Origin of the sequence: Legionella saoudiensis (assembly GCF_001465875.1) — a bacterium.
GTDB lineage: Bacteria > Pseudomonadota > Gammaproteobacteria > Legionellales > Legionellaceae > Legionella > Legionella saoudiensis.
In genome coordinates this window covers 1,623,724-1,642,446 of sequence record NZ_LN901324.1, presented here as the reverse complement: position 1 = coordinate 1,642,446, position 18,723 = coordinate 1,623,724, and the positions used below count along the sequence as shown (strand labels likewise).

The window sequence follows — 18,723 nt, the reverse complement described above, 5'->3', positions numbered from 1 at the left end:
CCCAACCTACAACTTGAGGAATTTTTTCTCATCAAACTCTAAACTGCCGGCTTAGCTGCAAGGCCATTTCAATCGATTGCTCATAGTTTAAGCGAGGATCTACTAAGCTATGATAAGCCGTTTTCAGATCATGGGCGGCTAAACCTCGAGCACCACCAATACACTCAGTGACATTATCTCCTGTGAGCTCAAAATGAACACCACCAAGATAACTGCCCATGCCGCGATGAATCTCCAGAGCCTGTTGTAACTCTAAAAGAATATTATCAAAATGGCGTGTTTTAATGCCATCTGCGGTGCTTTCCGTATTGCCATGCATGGGATCGCATGACCAGGTCACCGGAATATTTGTTTTTTTCACCGCATCAATTAGGGGCGGTAATAGGCGATCAATGTGTTGGGCACCTAAGCGGGTATACAATAAAAGGCGGCCTTCTTCACGATTAGGGTTCGCAATTTCCAATACCTCTTGTAACCACTCTGGCGTAGCGCTAGGGCCAATTTTTATGCCCAAGGGATTTTGCACACCGCGTAAGAACTCTAAATGAGCGCTGTCTGCCTGGGCTGTTCTCATACCAATCCAGGGTAAATGCGTGGATAAGTTATACCATAAGCCATCTTCTAATTGCCGAGTTAGTGCTTGTTCATAATGCAGATGCAATGCTTCATGAGAGGTATAAAAATCAACCTTTGCTAAATTACTGGATTGTATCCCATCAATAGTTTCCAAAAAATCTAAAGCATCACTAATCGAATTAACTAATGTTTTATATTCTTCTTTTTGCTGAGAATGTTCTACAAAACTTAGATCCCAACGCTGGGGGTGGCTCAAATCTGCAAAACCGCTATCTAATAAAGCGCGAATAAAATTCAGAGTGATACCTGAATAACTGTACGCCTGAAGCAATAAATTAGGATTAGGTTCTCTAGCTTCTGGAGTAAATTCTGGCGAATTTACTAAATCACCACGATAGCTAGGTAAAGTAATGCCATCAATCGTTTCAAAATCAGAAGAGCGGGGTTTGGCATATTGCCCTGCAATACGGCCGACACGAATAATGGGTTTACGTAGCCCATGCAATAAAATCAAACTCATTTGCAACATGATTTTTAGTTTATTGCTGATAATTTCAGGGCGACAATCATTAAATGATTCTGCGCAATCACCGCCTTGAAGAATAAATGCTTCACCGCGCCCAGCACGGGCAATTTCTCTTTTTAAGTGTTTTACTTCACTACTGGTAACCAGTGGTGGCAGCAGACTCAGTTGATCCACCGCTTTTTTTAGCTGGGTTTCATCAGCATAGTTTGCAGCTTGCAAATAGGAGCGCTGGAGCCAGGAAGTTGGCGACCATTTTTGCATAATAAATCCAAGTGACTTTTTCGGTGTCTAAGTATGGAATAAATGGACACATACTGCAACAGGCCCTTACTCGTTTACATTTTATTTTAAACATCAGCCCTTGAAATTTATTCCTTTTGTCCCCATGTGCAAAATTCAGGTTAGTCAGGAGTTATTTGGATGAGCAAACACGATAAAAAAGATTGGAATAAATTTAAAGAAGAACACGAAGCTCACGAGGAGCAACCTACTGAAGAGCAAATACAAGCTGAAGAGCCAGCTCATCATGAGGAAGGCTTAGAGCATGCGAATTATAAAGAATTAAGCGAGCAATTAACTCTTGCTGAGCAAAAAGCCCATGAAAACTGGGAAAAGTCTGTGCGCGCTATGGCCGAGTTGGACAATGTACGCCGTCGTGCTGAACGTGAAATTGCTAACGCACACCGGTATGGTGCTGAAAAACTAATTAGCGCTTTATTACCAATCATTGATAGCTTAGAGCAGGCGCTGCAATTGGCTATTAAAGCGGATGATGTAGCAATGCGTGAAGGCCTCGAATTAACCATGAAATTGTTTGTTGATGTTCTTCAGAAATTTGATGTACAACAAATTGATCCAGTGGGGATGCCTTTTGATCCTCAAGAACATGAGGCAATGACAATGCAAGATGCACCTGATGCAGCACCAAATACAGTGATTGCGGTATTCCAGAAAGGATACAAGCTTAATGATCGTGTAATTAGACCCGCACGCGTCATCGTTTCAAAAAAATAATTCAGGAAATGGGTTGAAATCATTGGGATATATCCCCATATGAATTTCATCACATAGTGAACAATATTAATTTGGAGTAAAAAAAGAATGGCAAAGATTATTGGAATTGACTTAGGTACTACTAACTCATGTGTCGCAGTAATGGAAGGTGATAAGCCTCGAGTAATTGATAACAGCGAAGGTCATCGTACCACTCCTTCAATTGTTGCATACACTGATGATGGTGAAATCTTGGTAGGTCAATCTGCAAAACGCCAATCAGTAACAAATCCTGAAAAAACATTATTCGCGATTAAGCGTTTAATTGGTCGTCGTTTTGAAGATGGCGTTGTCCAAAAAGACATTAAGATGGTTCCTTACAAAATCATCAAAGCAGACAATGGTGATGCTTGGGTTAAAGTCCAAGGTCAAGATAAAGCGCCACCACAAATTTCTGCTGAAGTGTTACGCAAAATGAAAAAGACTGCAGAAGATTACTTAGGCGAAGAAGTCAAAGAGGCGGTTATTACGGTACCTGCTTACTTTAATGATTCACAACGTCAAGCTACTAAAGATGCTGGCCGTATTGCAGGTCTTGAAGTAAAACGTATCATTAATGAGCCTACGGCGGCTGCTCTTGCTTATGGCATGGACAAACGACGTGGTGATTCCATCATTGCTGTATATGACCTTGGTGGTGGTACCTTCGATATTTCCATCATCGAAATTGCTGAAGTTGATGGGGAGCACCAATTCGAAGTATTAGCTACAAACGGAGATACCTTCCTCGGTGGTGAAGACTTTGACTTGGCATTAATTGATTATTTAGCTGCAGAATTCAAAAAAGATTCAGGCATTGACTTACACAATGACCCATTAGCGTTACAACGTTTGAAAGAAGCTGCTGAAAAGGCAAAAATTGAATTGTCTTCAGCACAACAAACAGACGTTAATTTGCCTTACATTACCGCAGATGCTACTGGACCAAAACACTTAAATATAAAATTAACTCGTGCGAAGTTAGAATCTTTAGTTGAGAAGCTGGTTGAGCGTACGATTGAACCATGTAAAACAGCATTGAAAGATGCGGGCTTAACAGTATCGCAAATCAATGAAGTAATTTTGGTTGGTGGTCAGACTCGTATGCCTTTAGTACAAAAAACGGTGGAAGAGTTCTTTGGTAAAGAACCACGCAAAGACGTAAACCCTGACGAAGCAGTGGCTGTAGGGGCTGCGATTCAAGCAGCAGTATTGTCTGGTGAAGTGAAAGACATTCTCTTGCTGGACGTAACTCCATTGTCTTTAGGTATTGAAACAATGGGCGGGATTATGACCAAGCTCATCGAGAAAAATACAACAATTCCTACCAAGGCGAACCAAGTGTTCTCTACTGCTGATGACAACCAAACTGCAGTAACAGTGCATGTATTACAAGGTGAGCGTGAGCAGGCATCTGCAAACAAATCTTTAGGTCGATTTGATTTGGGCGATATTCCTCCAGCGCCACGTGGCGTACCACAAATTGAAGTGACTTTTGATATTGATGCGAATGGTATCCTTAACGTTTCTGCAAAAGATAAAGCAACAGGTAAGGCACAATCGATTGTCATTAAAGCCTCTAGTGGTTTGAGTGACGAAGAAGTTGAAGCCATGGTTAAAGATGCCCAATCTCATGCTGAAGAAGATAAGAAGTTTAAAGAGTTAGCAGAGCTTCGTAATCAGGCTGATAGCTTGATCCACAGCTGTGAAAAATCAATGAAAGATTTAGCTGAGGAACTTTCTGAGGATGAGAAAAAAGGCATTGAAACCGCAGTTGCTGAATTAAAAGAAGCGGTTCAAGGTACTGATAAAGCAGAAATTGAAGCGAAAGTAAAAACCTTAACTGATGCTTCTGCTAAAATGGCAGAGCGTGTTTATGCGAAAAAATCAGCAGAAGGTCAGGCACAACAAGGCAGTGCACAGGAAGCACCAGCTCATGAATCTGCCAAGGCGGATGATGGTGTTGTGGATGCTGAGTTTGAAGAAGTTAAGGACGATAAGAAGTAATTTTATTCAATGGGTTTGGTAAAACCTGGATTGGGCCGAGAGGCCCAGCAATAATCTCTATTCCTGCCTATAATGCAAGGAATAGGATTATTGTTGGTGTCTTCGGCCCAACTGTGTTTGACAAAACGGTATTAAAACTAATTTATCTATATATGTGAGTAGTTATGGAACAGCGGGATTATTATGAGCTTTTAGAAGTAAGTCGAACAGCGAGTGATGCAGAGATTAAAAAAGCATATCGTAAGCTGGCGATGAAGTATCATCCAGATCGCAATCCCGGTGACTCCTCCGCAGAAGAAAAGTTCAAAGAAATTCAAAATGCATACAGCATTCTCTCTGATCAGCAAAAACGTGCTGCCTATGATCAATTTGGTCATGCGGGCGTGGATCCATCACGTGGAGGCGGTGGCTTCGGCGGTGGTGGTTTTGGGGGCTTTGGCGATGTTTTCGAAGATATTTTTGAAAACATTTTTTCTGGTGGTCGTGGTGCAGGGCGCCAATCACGTGGCCAACGCGGTGCTGACTTACAATTTAACGTCACCTTAACTTTAGAAGAAGCCGCTACAGGCAAAGACGTTGAGATTACTGTACCCAGACAAGGTTCGTGTAATACCTGTCATGGTTCCGGAGCTAAGCCAGGAACTCAACCTAAAACATGTGAAACCTGTAATGGCATGGGACAAGTTCGAATCCAACAAGGGTTCTTTTCCATTCAACAGACTTGTCCAAGTTGTCATGGCGAAGGTAAAGTCATTACTGACCCATGTACAAGCTGTCATGGCCAAGGCCGTATTCGTGAAAGCAAAAAATTAACGGTTAAAATTCCTGCAGGTGTTGATAATGGAGATCGTGTACGTTTGACTGGCGAAGGTGAAGCCGGAATATATGGTGGTGGTTCGGGTGATCTCTACGTGCAAATCAATATTAAAAAACATGCGATCTTCGAGCGCCAAGATAATGATTTACATTGTGAAGTCCCTATTAGCTTTATCACTGCGGCATTGGGAGGCTCTATTGAAGTTCCTACTCTTGAAGGCCGAGTTACCTTAAAAATTCCTGAGGAAACGCAAACAGGCAAAGTATTTCGTTTAAGAAGTAAAGGAATGAAATCGGTACGCGGGCACGGTCAGGGTGATTTATTGTGTAAAGTCGTTGTTGAAACTCCAGTTAACCTTTCTCGTGAGCAGAAGGACTTATTATCTAAATTGCATGAATCTTTAGAATCCGCCAAGGCAAATCATTCACCACGTACTAGTTCATGGTTTGCTGGTGTGAAAAAATTTTTTGAAGACATGAAATTTTAAGCTAATTAAGTTACAATGGCGCATTTATTTTTATGTGTAATTTATGCACATTTTTGTGCTTATCAACATAGTTTGATTTTGGATTCAAACTATGTTGATTGAATTACACACAACATAGAGTGTGCTCCATGATAAATCAACCAGCAATTTTAGTGTTAGCCGATGGAACGGTATACGAAGGAATTTCAGTAGGCGCTAGCGGTGACTGTGTTGGTGAACTGGTTTTTAATACCTCCCTAACTGGCTATCAGGAAATGCTTAGCGATCCCTCCTATGCCCGCCAGATTATCACTTTGACTTCTGCTCATGTAGGCAATACTGGTTGTACTTTTGAGGACATGGAGTCTAATACAGTATGGGCTGCTGGTTTAGTGATGAGGAATTATTCCTTAACCCACAGTAATTATCGTGCTGAGCAATCGCTTAGCGAATGGCTCAAAAAACATAATGTGGTTGCTATTGCTGAAATTGATACGCGTGATTTAACTTTAAGGCTACGTGAGCATGGCGCAATTGGTGCTTGCATTAGTACTGATGTAAGTAATCCCGAACGGGTTCTGGCTAAGGCAAAATCATTTACAGGTTTGCAAGGCATGGATTTGGCTTTAGAAGTTTCTCGTAAAACAACAGAGCGTTGGCATGAGGGCCGAGGAGAGTGGGGCCCAGATTCTCGCCCGCAGCAGTTTCATGTGGTCGCTTATGATTTTGGTGTAAAACACAATATCTTACGTATCTTATATGATAAAGGGTGCCATTTGACCCTTGTTCCAGCTCAAACCTCAGCCGAAGAAGTATTGGCAATGGAGCCTGATGGCATATTTTTATCGAATGGCCCGGGAGATCCACAAGCTTGTGACTATGCAATTAAAGCAACCCAAGAATTTTTAAAGCAGGGTATCCCTGTATTTGGTATTTGCCTGGGTTTCCAAATTTTGGCGTTAGCTTGTGGTGGTGAAACTAAAAAAATGAAATTTGGTCATCATGGGGCGAATCATCCAGTTATTGAAACTGAAGGTAGCCAACGTGTATTTATTACTAGCCAAAATCATGGATTTACTGTGGATGAGGACACTTTGCCAGAATGTTTGACAGTGACTCACCGTTCGTTGTTTGATGGGACCTTGCAAGGTATTCGCCATAAAGAAAAGCCAGCCCTCGGTTTTCAAGGGCATCCAGAAGCGAGCCCTGGGCCGCATGACATCGAAATAATATTTAATGAATTTATTAAATTAATGGGATAACCCCTTTAAAGAGGATTTACAATGAATGAAAGCTTTGTCTTCACTTCCGAATCGGTTTCTGAAGGACATCCAGATAAGATAGCTGATCAAATCTCTGATGCGATTTTAGATGCTATTCTTGAGCAAGACCCTAAGGCGCGTGTGGCTTGTGAGGTTTTTGTTAAAACAGGCATGGTCTTAGTTGGTGGAGAAATTACCACTAAAGCCTGGGTTGATGTGGAAGCGGTAACGCGAAATGTAGTGAAAGATATTGGATATAATAGCTCCCAAATGGGTTTTGACTGGGAGTCTTGTGCGGTATTGTCTGCAATTGGCAAACAGTCCCCTGATATTGCTCAGGGCGTTGATAATGCTACGACTAAGCTTCAGGGAGCAGGTGACCAAGGCATTATGTTTGGTTATGCCAGCCGTGAAACAGATGTTTTTATGCCAGCCCCGATTGCATATGCCCATCGCCTAATGGAAAAACAAGCTCAATTACGTAAATCAGGTGATTTATCATGGTTACGCCCAGATGCTAAAAGCCAGGTGACTTTGCGCTACGAACAAGGCATGCCTGTTGAAGTGGATACAGTAGTATTTTCTACCCAGCATTCCGAAGAAGTTAGCCACCAAGATTTAGTGGAGGCGGTACGTGAAGAAATTATTAAAACAACGCTGCCTGCAGAATGGTTAACCAGTAAAACTCGTTATTTTATTAATCCTACCGGTCGTTTTGTGATTGGTGGCCCATTAGGTGATTGTGGCTTAACTGGACGTAAAATCATTGTTGATACTTATGGTGGTACAGCCAGACATGGGGGCGGTTGTTTTTCAGGTAAAGATCCGTCAAAAGTAGATCGCTCTGCCGCTTATGCTGCGCGCTATGTCGCCAAAAATATTGTGGCTGCAGGCTTGGCTGATAAGTGCGAAATCCAAGTTTCTTATGCTATTGGGGTTGCAGAACCTACTTCTATTTTTGTGGAAACTTTCGGTACAGGTCGTTTAGCCAATAATGAAATCATTGAATTAATTCATGCTCATTTTGACTTAACGCCGCAAGGCATTATTGAGCATCATAATTTACTACGCCCCATTTATAGAGAAACGGCAACGTATGGACATTATGGACGCGCGCAATTTCCTTGGGAGCGTTTAGATAAGGTCGCTGAATTACAGAAAGCACTGTAAGGAGATAATTATGGAATTAGCAACTAAGGTAACTATGAATCAAGATTATAAAGTAGCAGATATGTCCTTAGCGTCTTGGGGACGTAAAGAAATTGCGATTGCAGAAACGGAAATGCCTGGTTTGATGGCCTTACGTGAGGAATTCGGTGCTGCGAAGCCTTTGAAGGGTGCTCGTATTGCAGGTTGTTTGCACATGACCATTCAAACTGCAGTGCTAATTGAAACTTTAGTCGCTTTGGGGGCAGAGGTTCGTTGGTCTTCATGTAATATTTTCTCTACTCAAGACCATGCTGCTGCAGCGATTGCCGCAGAGGGAATTCCTGTTTTTGCCTGGAAAGGTGAAACTGAGGAAGAGTATTGGTGGTGTGTAGAACAAACCTTAAGAGGTCCGAATAATTGGACTCCCAATTTGCTTTTAGATGATGGTGGCGATTTAACGCAAATTATCCATGAAAAGCATCCAGAGCTCTTAGAAGAAATTAAAGGGGTTTCTGAAGAAACCACCACAGGAGTGGCTCGTCTTTATGAAATGGCGAAAAAAGGTGATTTAAAGATGCCCGCGATTAATGTGAACGATGCGGTTACTAAATCTAAATTTGATAATCTTTATGGCTGCCGTGAATCATTATTAGATGGTTTAAAACGTGCTACCGATGTCATGATTGCCGGTAAGATTGCTTTGATTTTAGGCTATGGTGATGTGGGCAAAGGCTGTGCGCAAGCCTTACGTGGTCAAGGCGCCACAGTTTTTATTGCTGAAATCGACCCTATTTGTGCCTTACAGGCGGCAATGGAAGGATATCGAGTTGTTACTTTAGATGATGTAGCTGAGCAAGTAGATATTGTTGTAACGGCAACAGGTAATTACCATGTGGTGACTCATGAGCATATGAAGCGCATGCGTAACCAAGCTATTTTATGTAACATTGGCCATTTTGACTCGGAAATTGATGTTCACAGTTTAAAACAATACCAATGGGAAAATATTAAGCCTCAGGTTGATCATGTGATATTCCCTGACGGTAAACGTATTATTCTATTAGCTGAAGGACGTTTAGTTAATTTAGGTTGCGCAACCGGACATCCAAGTTTTGTTATGTCTGCATCATTTACTAACCAGGTTCTAGCGCAAATTGAGTTATTCCAACATTCTGCGAACTATGAAAGACAAGTTTATGTTTTGCCTAAAGTTTTAGATGAGAAGGTAGCGCGTTTGCATTTGGGACGTATTGGTGCAAAATTAACGCAACTGACTCAAGAGCAAGCAGAGTATTTGGGCCTTGATGTTAAAGGACCATACAAGCCTGAACATTATCGTTATTAATATAGCTAACAGTAGATTTATAAAAGCCCGTCATTCTGAACAAAGTGAAGAATGACGGCTTTATGAGTCTCTTTTCAACACTAGAGCTTCCGGGGTTGTAAAATAAAACATTGAGACTAAACTTAAAACAGGGTAACTAAATTATGAGTTAACGCCTATGTCTCTAAAAAAGGACCACATTTTAAATGAGAGAGTCAACCCGACGAAATACAGTTCGGTACAAGAAGGGTTGGATTATCTGCAAAAGCTTAAAGATCGAGATGATTTAAGCCGTGCCAAAGAACACTGCCAAGAATATATTGATGAATTGGTGGTGCTTAATTTTTCTTATAACAATCATTCAGTTAATAAACTAGTTCAAGAGACTCATCAACAAATTTACGCAGCACAGGACGAAACGGAACTTGATGAAATTCAGGTAAGCATGGAGTCTATTCTAAATAAAATTGTAAGTAATAATGTAATTGATCAAGCAAAAAAAATATGCGAAACCTTTCTACATAATATAGAAAAACACGCTTCAAGTGACATAAGCATAAGTAAATTTCTTATGGAAACGCGGCAAGCGGTCGCACAAAGTCAAAATGAAACGGAAATAACCACAATAACTAAAGATTTGTATCAAGTATTAGAACGAATGCAAGTAAGTCCTATAACCAGTAATCAGCGTTTTAAAACTGAATTCCATAATATAAAGTCGGCACATGACGAATTAAAGAATGAGCCAGATAGTTCTTCTTTTGAGCCATAAACATATCAAGTACAGACCCTATTCTTGTTTTGCTATTTATCTTATTGCATACTGAGTGACGCTTTATCCATTTTATAAGGAGATTGGGTATGTATACTAAAGGGATTATTGGTTTGGGGCTTTTATCCATGGCCCACGGGGCTTTCGCCCTTCCTAATCAAGACAGCATTCATGTTATTATTAAATACAAGCAACAAATAAAAAATACCACTACATTAAAATCACAAATTACTCAATTTGCCCAGCTACCTGTAAAAGAGCTCAAACCAATGGCTAATGGAGCCTACTCATTAATATTAGAAGCTCCAGCTAACATCGCAGAAGAGAAAACAGATCCTACCCAATTGGCCCTTGAGCGCCTTCGTAAAAATCCAGCAGTACTTTATGCAGTTAAAGATCGTATAGGTCATTTTACACCAGTACCCGATCCAAAAACTTCTTATAACTTGGTTGATTTATTAACTCATGAAAGCCAATGGGATGAGTTTGAGCGCCCCGCCGGGGTGATGTTGGAATCAAAGCCCGGTTCACGTGATGGGGCATGGGCTTATACAACTGGTTTAGCTAAAAAGCCCATAGTGGTTGCCGTATTAGATACCGGGATTACCTTAAACGAGAGTTTAATTAATAACCTGGTTAAAGACAGTGAGGGCAAGATTTGGGGGTGGAATTTTGCCGCAAATAATAATAACTTAAATGATGAAACTAAGTCATTCCACGGCACCCATGTGGCGGGAACTATTGCAGGATATGGCCATGTGATGAGTGGCATGGGTGAAGATTTAAAAATTCTTCCGCTAAAAATTCCTGCTGCTTCAGGAATGTTCTATGAGAGTTCGGTAGTTAATGCCATTTATTGGTCGGTGGGAGGAGAAGTTCCTGGAATCCCCAATAACATTCATCCTGCTAAGGTACTTAATATGAGCTTTGGAGTTGATAGGGGGCCTAAGGATGAAATAGACTTTTGTGATCAGGCACTGCAAGAAGCTGTTTTTTTTGCACGTAACCAAGGAGCCGTGCTTATTGCTGCCGCAGGAAATGATAATCGTTGGGAACATTATAATGCTCCTGCCGCTTGTAATGGAGTAGTTAAAGTTGCCTCTACCGGCCCTGAAGGATTACGCTCCTATTTCTCTAACTATGGCCCAGGAATTACTCTGTCAGCACCAGGTGGGGATAAGCGTTATGGCTTGTGGGGGGGGATCTTATCAACAGTTAATCCTGGTGGTGGTTACAATGGCTCCGGATTTGATTACTATCAAGGCACCAGCATGGCAACGCCCCATGTGGCTGGGGTTGCCGGATTAATTTTCTCTGCAAGCGATAAAGTTTTAAGTCCAGAGCAGATAGAGCAGATTTTATTTACTACTACTCATGGCTTTGGCGTTAGTGCAGACCCTAACAAATCATGTGTGGGTAAAAAACCTTGTGGACATGGAATCTTAGATGCGGAAAATGCAGTAAAAGCTGCAATTGCCTCTTATGACGTACTTTTTACCTCACCAAAGCTACAACAGTTAGTCGCTCAATATTGTGGTACAGGTGTTGCTGCTGGCGCAAAACGTATTCAAGCTGGCAATGCCATTTGGATACAAGTTCAGGGAGGATGTGAGCCTGCAATCAATTACCAAAAACCTCAGCTTGCGCAGCATAAGGATGGGAGTATAATTGCTTCTTATGGTTCGGTTAGTTATCGTCTCGATCAAAGTGCATACAAATCATGCCAAATTGTCGGTTATGATGGCATAGGCTGTTATTTGTAAAAAGAGTTTCACAAATCCTTCTTTACCCCTCTTTCTGCTTCTAGGAGAGGGGATTTTCCTTGTAATTAACGGGGAATGTCTTAAAATTCACACTATGTTCAATACAAATTTTATGTAGAGAGTTTCATGTCTGATTTTTATCAGGAGTTCAACACACGGCGAACTTTTGCAATTATTTCTCACCCTGACGCGGGTAAAACCACGGTGACGGAAAAATTACTGTTATTCGGGGGGGCTATTCAGTTGGCGGGGACTGTTAAAGGCCGTAAAGCAGACCGACATGCCACATCCGACTGGATGGAAATGGAAAAGGAGCGAGGAATTTCGATTACTACCTCCGTGATGCAGTTTGTGCATAACCAGCATGTGATGAACTTACTGGATACTCCAGGACATGAAGACTTCTCAGAAGATACTTATCGTACCTTAACTGCGGTGGATTCGGCACTGATGGTTATTGACGTGGCAAAAGGAGTTGAGGATAGAACCGTTAAATTAATGGAAGTATGCCGTTTGCGGGATACACCGATAATGACCTTCATTAATAAATTAGACCGAGAGGGACGTGAGCCTATTGATTTACTGGATGAGGTGGAGTCAGTCCTAGGTATTAAATGCGCACCTGTAACCTGGCCTGTGGGGATGGGTAAGCGTTTTAAAGGCATTTATCACCGCTATCAAGATATTGTTTATCTTTATGAGCCTGGTAAAAATGCGCAAAAACAAGATGCATTACAAATCAAAGGCTTAAATAACCCCCAGCTTGATGAATTACTGGGAGATAGTGCTCAAGAGCTGCGTGATGAAATTGAATTAGTGAAAGGCGCATCGCACGAGTTTGATTTAGAAGAGTATTTGGCAGGTAAAATGACACCCGTCTATTTCGGTTCGGCCATTAATAATTTTGGTATCAAAGAACTCTTAGACGATTATGTGAGTTATGCTCCAGGCCCACAACCGCGAGCAACCCAAGAGCGTATGGTCTCGGCTGATGAGGAAGCTTTTTCTGGTTTTGTATTTAAAATTCAAGCAAATATGGATCCGAAGCACCGCGACCGAATTGCTTTCTTACGAGTGTGCTCCGGAACTTATAAGAAAGGGATGAAGCTATCGCACTTACGTATTGGAAAGGAAGTCCAGATCTCTAATGCCTTAACCTTTATGGCTGGCGACCGCTCCCATACAGAAATGGCTTTAGCAGGTGATATTATTGGCTTACATAACCACGGTACAATTCGCATAGGGGATACGTTCACTCAAGGAGAACAATTAAAGTTCACGGGGATTCCTAATTTTGCTCCAGAACTTTTTCGTTTAGTGCGTTTACGCGACCCATTAAAGAGCAAGGCTCTATTGAAGGGATTAATTGAATTGTCCGAAGAAGGCGCAACGCAGGTATTTAGACCTCTAAACAGTAATCAGTTAATTTTAGGAGCTGTAGGGGTGCTGCAATTTGATGTAGTCGCACATCGTTTAAAGCACGAATATAAAGTGGATTGCATCTATGAAGCGGCTAATATAACTTGCGCACGTTGGGTCTATGCTGAAGATGATAAGGCAATGACAGAGTTTCGCGCTAAGGCTTATGATTATTTGGCCTTAGATGGTGGTGATGCATTGATGTATCTTGCACCAACACGCGTTAATTTAACTATGGCTGAAGAGCGGTATCCGAAAATTAAATTCCAAGCGACGCGGGAGCATTAGTTACCTAGCTGGATGGTCTAGCGTGATTTGTGCTCTAACATTCCCGTATTACGACTTCGTCTAATACGGGCTACATATGCTGCTTTATATTCATTTTTTACCTTTCCGTAGGCCCTAACTATGACTACAATTATTATGCGTGTCATAATAATTAATGGCTGTTGGGGGGAAAATGCCAATCTTTAGCGAAATTCAAAACGAGAATGAATTAATTGAGGGGATTAATTATTATTTTTACTCTAGACCCATGTCAGTTGTTAATTTCAAACGTTTGCAAATTCCGCTACCGCAGCCTTTAAGGAAATTAATTTCAGAAGATAAACAATATATATTTCACATTCGTTCCTCACATGGTTTATTACATGTGCTTGCTGCGGCAGAATTAGTTGGCCAAATTGATGAGATTTATATCCAATATGTTGAGGGATACACGGCTGCATTAGATGAAATTGCGCAAATTTTTCGAATAAGTCAAGATTATTTACTGGATTTAGTTCGTATCGCAGTTTTATTGCATGATTCTGGTCGAGAAGGGGATGGCATTGATTTGTGGGATGCTAAAAGCGCTGATAATTGCCGTAATTATTTAATACAAATGAATATCCGGGCCGATTTAGCGGCATTAATTGCAGATACTATTCGTCATAAAGATGATCCTAAAGAATTTCAACGCAAATACCAACACATTCATCCTAAAATCGATTTTTTAAGACATTTGGTGAACATGGCTGACACACTTGAAGTCATTCGTACACGAGATATTTTTAAGCCTGAATATATGCCTGTTGCCAACTTGATTAATGAAAAAATAATGGTGCAGCAAGTTATCCCTCGTTTGGTAGTACCGCATCGACAATTAGTCATTGAGCAAGGTCGCTTAGCTAAAAATGGTGAAATTGAATTTGACGGAAATAGATATCAATTTGATGATTCGGCCTACTCATCCCAACCAGGTACTGATTCGCAGTTAATGTTCACCGCATATTTAGAAAAAGTGCAGCGCTTTAATTTATCGGTTCTTGAAATTAATCAAAGAAATTTACCTAGTGTATTACAAAGAGCAATTCGAGGTATAGAAACCTATCTTAATGAACATCGAAATCCTGGAGTACAGTTTTTTCATAATGGCTGCTTTAGCCCCCGTTATCATAGCCCTGTAGAGCTAAGCCGTGCTCGTTTTTATCGCTCTATTTTGAAGAGTATTGAGCAACCTAATACAGAAAAAATTAAAGCTTTATGTGCTTTGTTCGTTAGCAAAGAGGGCAATACCCTTAAAGAAGCAGTCTCGCGTAGTTTCAATCAGGGGAATGAGGAGACTATACGCATGCAGTTGTATGCTTTAATTCAGCCAGATCGAGATGAGCAGGATGTCATTAATGGGGTGAATCAGGATATTGAACGGTATATTTGCCGGGCTAATGGGATAAGATAGGGGGAAAGTCCTCCTTCCTGGTAAAGGCTTCCTAGTATCTGGCTCAAGGCTTGTTTGAAGAGCCCTGCCCTCTCATTACGTTCGGAATGACGTCTTAATGGAATGAGAGCGGGGAAGGGCTTTAAATCCATCTAAATCTATTTTTTTAAGCCGTAGTACAGCTCGCCTTAACTGCAAGCTCCCCTAAATTAGTAATCCTAACGCGAGCACCAGAATCTGCACTTAATCTTAATGTTTGGCCATTAAATACAGGAACCTGCATGGATTCTCCTGCGGCCAGGGGAATTTCGTTAATTTTACCTTTTTTGGCTAAGCCTTCAAAATTCAGAGTTACGCTTGGGTTTTCAGTGGTAATAACGCAATTAGCGGTTATAGTCCAAAACATATAATTTGCTAATATTAGCGGTTGCTTAGGTAGAAACTCATAGTCAATGGTAGTTGTCACTAGGGGCTTTATTTCATTATTTTCTAAAGAATAAGCATGAGTATTTAAACAGGATGCCATACATAATAAACCAAAGGCTATTTTTCTTAGCATAATAACTCCAAAGTAAAAAATAACTGGCAAAGATACAGTTTTTTTGATTATTTGGCAAACTTGACTCTTATTAAGAGAGCAAGTACATAATTATGTCAATATGTAAGAAAACGTCATCCTTTGTCTCGGATGACGTTGGTATTTATAGTTCTTCCAGTGCTTTTGAAATGGATTCAGTCATTGTTTTTGCATCGCCAAAGAGCATATAGGTATTATCATGATAGAACAAATCATTTTCTACACCCGCATAACCTGGTGACATACTGCGTTTTACGAATAATACGGTTTTCGCTTTTTCCACTTCTAAAACGGGCATTCCATAAATGGGCGAGCTGGGATCGGTTTTGGCAGCAGGATTAGTTATGTCATTAGCCCCAATAACAAAAGCGACATCACAGGTTGCAAAATCACGGTTAATTTCACTTTGTTCAAATACACGGTCATAAGGAATATTTGCTTCTGCAAGCAAAACGTTCATATGACCTGGCATACGGCCTGCTACAGGATGAATGGCAAAGCGCACACGGATTGAGCGCTTTTCTAAAGCATCAACCAGTTCTTTTACCGCGTGTTGGGCATGAGCTACTGCCATACCATAACCTGGCACAATAATTACATCCTTAGCATTACTAAGTAAGAATGCAGCATCTTCGCCATTTGCTTGACGTACATTACGTGATTCAGCCCCTATAGCGGTTTGAGATGAACTTCCAGAGGATTGAATGCCGCCGAAAATTACGTTAAATATAGAGCGATTCATGCCCACACACATAATGTAACTCAGGATTGCCCCACTAGCCCCCACCAAAGCCCCGGTGATTACTAATAGGTGATTATCTAATGTAAAACCGATACCTGCAGCCGCCCATCCTGAATAGGAGTTCAACATGGAAATTACTACCGGCATGTCCGCACCGCCAATTGGAATAATGAGCAAAACGCCGATTAAAAAAGACAAAGCTGCCATGATGCAAAAAAAGGTCAGCGTTTGATTAACAAAAAATACAACTAAGGAAGCTAAAATCGCCAGGGCGATAAGCAAATTTACCAGATTTTGGCCTGGAAACTTTACAGGCACACCGGACATAATTCCTTGCAACTTTAGAAAGGCAATCACCGAGCCTGAAAAGGTAATCGCTCCAATAATTAAGCCTAAGCTCATTTCCACAAGGCTTGCGCGAGCGATATCGCCCGCAGAGCCAATGTGGAAGGACTCAGGGGCTAAAAAGGCACAGAAAGCCACGAGAACTGCAGCCATACCAACTAATGAGTGGAATGCAGCGACCAGTTGCGGAATCGCGGTCATATTAATTTTTAAGGCAATAAAGGTACCGACAATACCCCCGGCAATGATTAAAGAAATAAGTATGAGATGATGATGGGTTGTTGGCATCATCAGTGTAGAGCCCACAGCCAAAATCATTCCTGTGATTCCCAGTAAGTTTCCTTTTCGTGCACTGACTGGGCTGGCTAAGCCTTTAAGCGCTAGGATAAAACATATAGCCGCCAATAAGTAAAATAGGGGAACCAGGTTTGTCATAAGAATCCATCCTTTATTTTTATTTTTATAAAAGGTCAGCCTTATACCCACGTGATGCAGACGTAGGTATCTTAGGTGACGTACTACTTATTTTTTATACATACTTAGCATGCGCTGTGTAACCACAAAGCCGCCAAAAATATTAATTGCGGTGATAAATATGGCAAAACCACCTATCCAGGTTATTTGTCCTATCAGTTGGCTTCCTGCGGCGATAAGGGCGCCCAAAATGATAATACTGGAAATCGCATTAGTAACTGACATTAATGGGGTGTGTAACGCAGGGGTTACTTTCCATACTACGTAATATCCTACAAAGCATGCCAGAACGAAAATGGTGAGTACGGTAACATAACTCTCATGCATTTTGTGTCTCCTTAGTTGCCTGGAACGGTAAATATTGGCCTTGATGGCAAAGAACCGCTTGCTGAATAATTTCATCTTCAGGATTAAATTGAATCTCAGAGGATTTATCGGCTAATAAATTAATTAGATGAACCAGGTTATTTGCATAGAGCTCACTGGCGGTTGTTGGTACAAGACCTGCCATATTACTTAAGCCAATGATGGTAACATTCCCATGTTTTATTGTTTCATCAGCAACACTAAGCTCACAGTTACCGCCACGTGCCGTAGCCAGATCAACAATGATTGAACCTGGTTTCATTGCCTCCACAGTGCTTTTATGCACGAGAATAGGGGCTTTTCTACCGGGAATTAAGGCAGTCGAAATTACAATATCCGCCATTTTGGCGTATTGATCGATAAGCTCTGCTTGCAGTTTTTTATATTCCTCACTAGTTTCAGATGCATAACCACCTTTGGTTTCACTGTCTTGTTCTTGGCTGACTTCTACAAACTCTGCCCCAAGACTTTCTACCTGTTCTTTAGCAGCGCGTCGCACATCAAAAGCATAAACTACAGCACCCAAACGTTTAGCAGTAGCAATTGCTTGCAAACCGGCAACGCCTGCGCCAAGAATAAGTACCTTAGCGGGTTGAATCATTCCGGCAGCGGTCATCATCATTGGAATGGCGCGCTGATATTGGCTGGTTGCTTCCAATACGGCCCGATACCCGGCGAGATTCGCTTGGGAGGACAGGCTATCCATACTTTGAGCACGGCTAATGCGGGGAATTAAATTCATTGATAATAAACTCACTTGGTTTTGCAAGCACCAGGTGATGAGCTCAGCCTGAGGCTCATTATCAATATGGCCAATAATTAAAGCCCCAGCGGCCAAACCTGTTAAATCTTTAGGACTGGGTTCGTTAATGCAAAGAAGGACCTGTGCTTTTTCCAGGATTGATTTTCGATCTTTGCTAACCTGGGCGCCGACTTGCTCATAGTCTTTATCTGCGAAGCCTGAGGTTTGGCCTGCATTTGATTCGATGAGTACTGTAAATCCTGATTTGATATAGTGCTTTGCAGAATTAGGAGTAATCGCTACTCGTGTTTCGTGACCTTTTTCCAATAGGGCTGCGATAATCATGGCAAATCCTTTACCTAAATAATTTATCTTATTGTAATTTAATCTGTTTTACTAAAAATAGAAATACCTAATATTCCAAATAAAGAAAGGGCGTATCGCTACGCCCTTTGTTCGAAATTGGTATAGACAGTAAGATTGAGTACAGTCCTTATTCACTAAGGTGGACTCCTCCGGAGTATTTTAGGCTTCTTACAACTTCTAAGCATGCACACCATACTCTCAATCTGGCTCCCAATGTCGTGATGTTGGCTGAACAATGTGTACCGTCTATGCTTCAATCATAGGCCAGTCTTTGTGGGAATGCCAATAAATTTAGGGAT

Annotated in this window: 15 protein-coding genes; 10 read left to right on the top strand and 5 right to left on the bottom strand. The window is 41.3% G+C overall.

The genetic code is table 11. The features are described from left to right. Window positions 1-31 precede the first annotated feature (31 nt). The gene (locus BN3124_RS16055; protein ID WP_058535768.1) at window positions 32-1,363 is read right to left on the bottom strand and encodes a 3-deoxy-7-phosphoheptulonate synthase class II; all 1,332 of its coding nucleotides are present in this window, start codon (window positions 1,361-1,363) and stop codon (window positions 32-34) included. Window positions 1,364-1,522: 159 nt separating this feature from the next. Here BN3124_RS16055 and grpE point away from each other — a divergent pair, with 159 nt between their 5' ends. From grpE to BN3124_RS16005, 10 genes are all read left to right on the top strand, one after another. Continuing rightward, entirely contained in the window at window positions 1,523-2,116 is a 594-nt protein-coding gene (gene grpE / locus BN3124_RS16050) for a nucleotide exchange factor GrpE (protein WP_058535767.1), read from the top strand. 87 nt (window positions 2,117-2,203) lie between these two features. Further along, on the top strand, window positions 2,204-4,141 hold the full coding sequence (gene dnaK / locus BN3124_RS16045; RefSeq protein ID WP_058535766.1) for a molecular chaperone DnaK: 1,938 nt from the start codon (window positions 2,204-2,206) through the stop codon (window positions 4,139-4,141). A 164-nt stretch (window positions 4,142-4,305) separates the two neighbouring features. Beyond that, the gene (dnaJ, locus tag BN3124_RS16040) at window positions 4,306-5,445 is read left to right on the top strand and encodes a molecular chaperone DnaJ (RefSeq protein ID WP_058535765.1); all 1,140 of its coding nucleotides are present in this window, start codon (window positions 4,306-4,308) and stop codon (window positions 5,443-5,445) included. A gap of 128 nt (window positions 5,446-5,573) precedes the next feature. Next, a complete protein-coding gene (gene carA, locus BN3124_RS16035; RefSeq protein WP_058535764.1) occupies window positions 5,574-6,686 on the top strand; it encodes a glutamine-hydrolyzing carbamoyl-phosphate synthase small subunit in 1,113 nt (370 codons plus the stop codon). 21 nt (window positions 6,687-6,707) lie between these two features. After that, a complete protein-coding gene (gene metK / locus BN3124_RS16030; RefSeq protein ID WP_058535763.1) occupies window positions 6,708-7,856 on the top strand; it encodes a methionine adenosyltransferase in 1,149 nt (382 codons plus the stop codon). A 10-nt stretch (window positions 7,857-7,866) separates the two neighbouring features. Further along, on the top strand, window positions 7,867-9,180 hold the full coding sequence (gene ahcY / locus BN3124_RS16025; protein ID WP_058535762.1) for an adenosylhomocysteinase: 1,314 nt from the start codon (window positions 7,867-7,869) through the stop codon (window positions 9,178-9,180). 157 nt (window positions 9,181-9,337) lie between these two features. Next, a complete protein-coding gene (locus BN3124_RS16020) occupies window positions 9,338-9,931 on the top strand; it encodes a hypothetical protein (protein ID WP_058535761.1) in 594 nt (197 codons plus the stop codon). Between the two features lie 89 nt (window positions 9,932-10,020). After that, window positions 10,021-11,694: a S8 family serine peptidase gene (locus BN3124_RS16015; RefSeq protein ID WP_058535760.1), complete on the top strand. Its 1,674-nt coding sequence runs from the start codon at window positions 10,021-10,023 to the stop codon at window positions 11,692-11,694. Between the two features lie 126 nt (window positions 11,695-11,820). Beyond that, on the top strand, window positions 11,821-13,401 hold the full coding sequence (locus BN3124_RS16010; RefSeq protein ID WP_058535759.1) for a peptide chain release factor 3: 1,581 nt from the start codon (window positions 11,821-11,823) through the stop codon (window positions 13,399-13,401). 172 nt (window positions 13,402-13,573) lie between these two features. Further along, a complete protein-coding gene (locus BN3124_RS16005) occupies window positions 13,574-14,833 on the top strand; it encodes a hypothetical protein (RefSeq protein ID WP_058535758.1) in 1,260 nt (419 codons plus the stop codon). Window positions 14,834-14,978: 145 nt separating this feature from the next. Here BN3124_RS16005 and BN3124_RS16000 read toward each other — a convergent pair whose 3' ends face one another. The 4 genes from BN3124_RS16000 to BN3124_RS15985 form a co-directional block, all read right to left on the bottom strand. After that, entirely contained in the window at window positions 14,979-15,371 is a 393-nt protein-coding gene (locus BN3124_RS16000; RefSeq protein WP_058535757.1) for a hypothetical protein, read from the bottom strand. Window positions 15,372-15,513: 142 nt separating this feature from the next. Next, window positions 15,514-16,911, bottom strand: a complete 1,398-nt coding sequence (locus BN3124_RS15995) for an NAD(P)(+) transhydrogenase (Re/Si-specific) subunit beta (RefSeq protein ID WP_058535756.1) — start codon at window positions 16,909-16,911, stop codon at window positions 15,514-15,516. An 87-nt stretch (window positions 16,912-16,998) separates the two neighbouring features. Continuing rightward, on the bottom strand, window positions 16,999-17,277 hold the full coding sequence (locus tag BN3124_RS15990) for a proton-translocating transhydrogenase family protein (protein WP_058535755.1): 279 nt from the start codon (window positions 17,275-17,277) through the stop codon (window positions 16,999-17,001). Continuing rightward, a complete protein-coding gene (locus BN3124_RS15985) occupies window positions 17,270-18,403 on the bottom strand; it encodes a Re/Si-specific NAD(P)(+) transhydrogenase subunit alpha (protein WP_058535754.1) in 1,134 nt (377 codons plus the stop codon). Before BN3124_RS15985 ends, BN3124_RS15990 begins: the two co-directional genes overlap by 8 nt. Window positions 18,404-18,723 lie beyond the last annotated feature (320 nt).

What these genes read in the sequence shown, in the direction of transcription:
- BN3124_RS16055 (WP_058535768.1), bottom strand. Translation starts at nt 1,363, where the DNA reads ATGCAAAAATGGTCGCCAACTTCCTGGCTCCAGCGCTCCTATTTGCAA.
- grpE (WP_058535767.1), top strand. Translation starts at nt 1,523, where the DNA reads ATGAGCAAACACGATAAAAAAGATTGGAATAAATTTAAAGAAGAACAC.
- dnaK (WP_058535766.1), top strand. Translation starts at nt 2,204, where the DNA reads ATGGCAAAGATTATTGGAATTGACTTAGGTACTACTAACTCATGTGTC.
- dnaJ (WP_058535765.1), top strand. Translation starts at nt 4,306, where the DNA reads ATGGAACAGCGGGATTATTATGAGCTTTTAGAAGTAAGTCGAACAGCG.
- carA (WP_058535764.1), top strand. Translation starts at nt 5,574, where the DNA reads ATGATAAATCAACCAGCAATTTTAGTGTTAGCCGATGGAACGGTATAC.
- metK (WP_058535763.1), top strand. Translation starts at nt 6,708, where the DNA reads ATGAATGAAAGCTTTGTCTTCACTTCCGAATCGGTTTCTGAAGGACAT.
- ahcY (WP_058535762.1), top strand. Translation starts at nt 7,867, where the DNA reads ATGGAATTAGCAACTAAGGTAACTATGAATCAAGATTATAAAGTAGCA.
- BN3124_RS16020 (WP_058535761.1), top strand. Translation starts at nt 9,338, where the DNA reads ATGTCTCTAAAAAAGGACCACATTTTAAATGAGAGAGTCAACCCGACG.
- BN3124_RS16015 (WP_058535760.1), top strand. Translation starts at nt 10,021, where the DNA reads ATGTATACTAAAGGGATTATTGGTTTGGGGCTTTTATCCATGGCCCAC.
- BN3124_RS16010 (WP_058535759.1), top strand. Translation starts at nt 11,821, where the DNA reads ATGTCTGATTTTTATCAGGAGTTCAACACACGGCGAACTTTTGCAATT.
- BN3124_RS16005 (WP_058535758.1), top strand. Translation starts at nt 13,574, where the DNA reads ATGCCAATCTTTAGCGAAATTCAAAACGAGAATGAATTAATTGAGGGG.
- BN3124_RS16000 (WP_058535757.1), bottom strand. Translation starts at nt 15,371, where the DNA reads ATGCTAAGAAAAATAGCCTTTGGTTTATTATGTATGGCATCCTGTTTA.
- BN3124_RS15995 (WP_058535756.1), bottom strand. Translation starts at nt 16,911, where the DNA reads ATGACAAACCTGGTTCCCCTATTTTACTTATTGGCGGCTATATGTTTT.
- BN3124_RS15990 (WP_058535755.1), bottom strand. Translation starts at nt 17,277, where the DNA reads ATGCATGAGAGTTATGTTACCGTACTCACCATTTTCGTTCTGGCATGC.
- BN3124_RS15985 (WP_058535754.1), bottom strand. Translation starts at nt 18,403, where the DNA reads ATGATTATCGCAGCCCTATTGGAAAAAGGTCACGAAACACGAGTAGCG.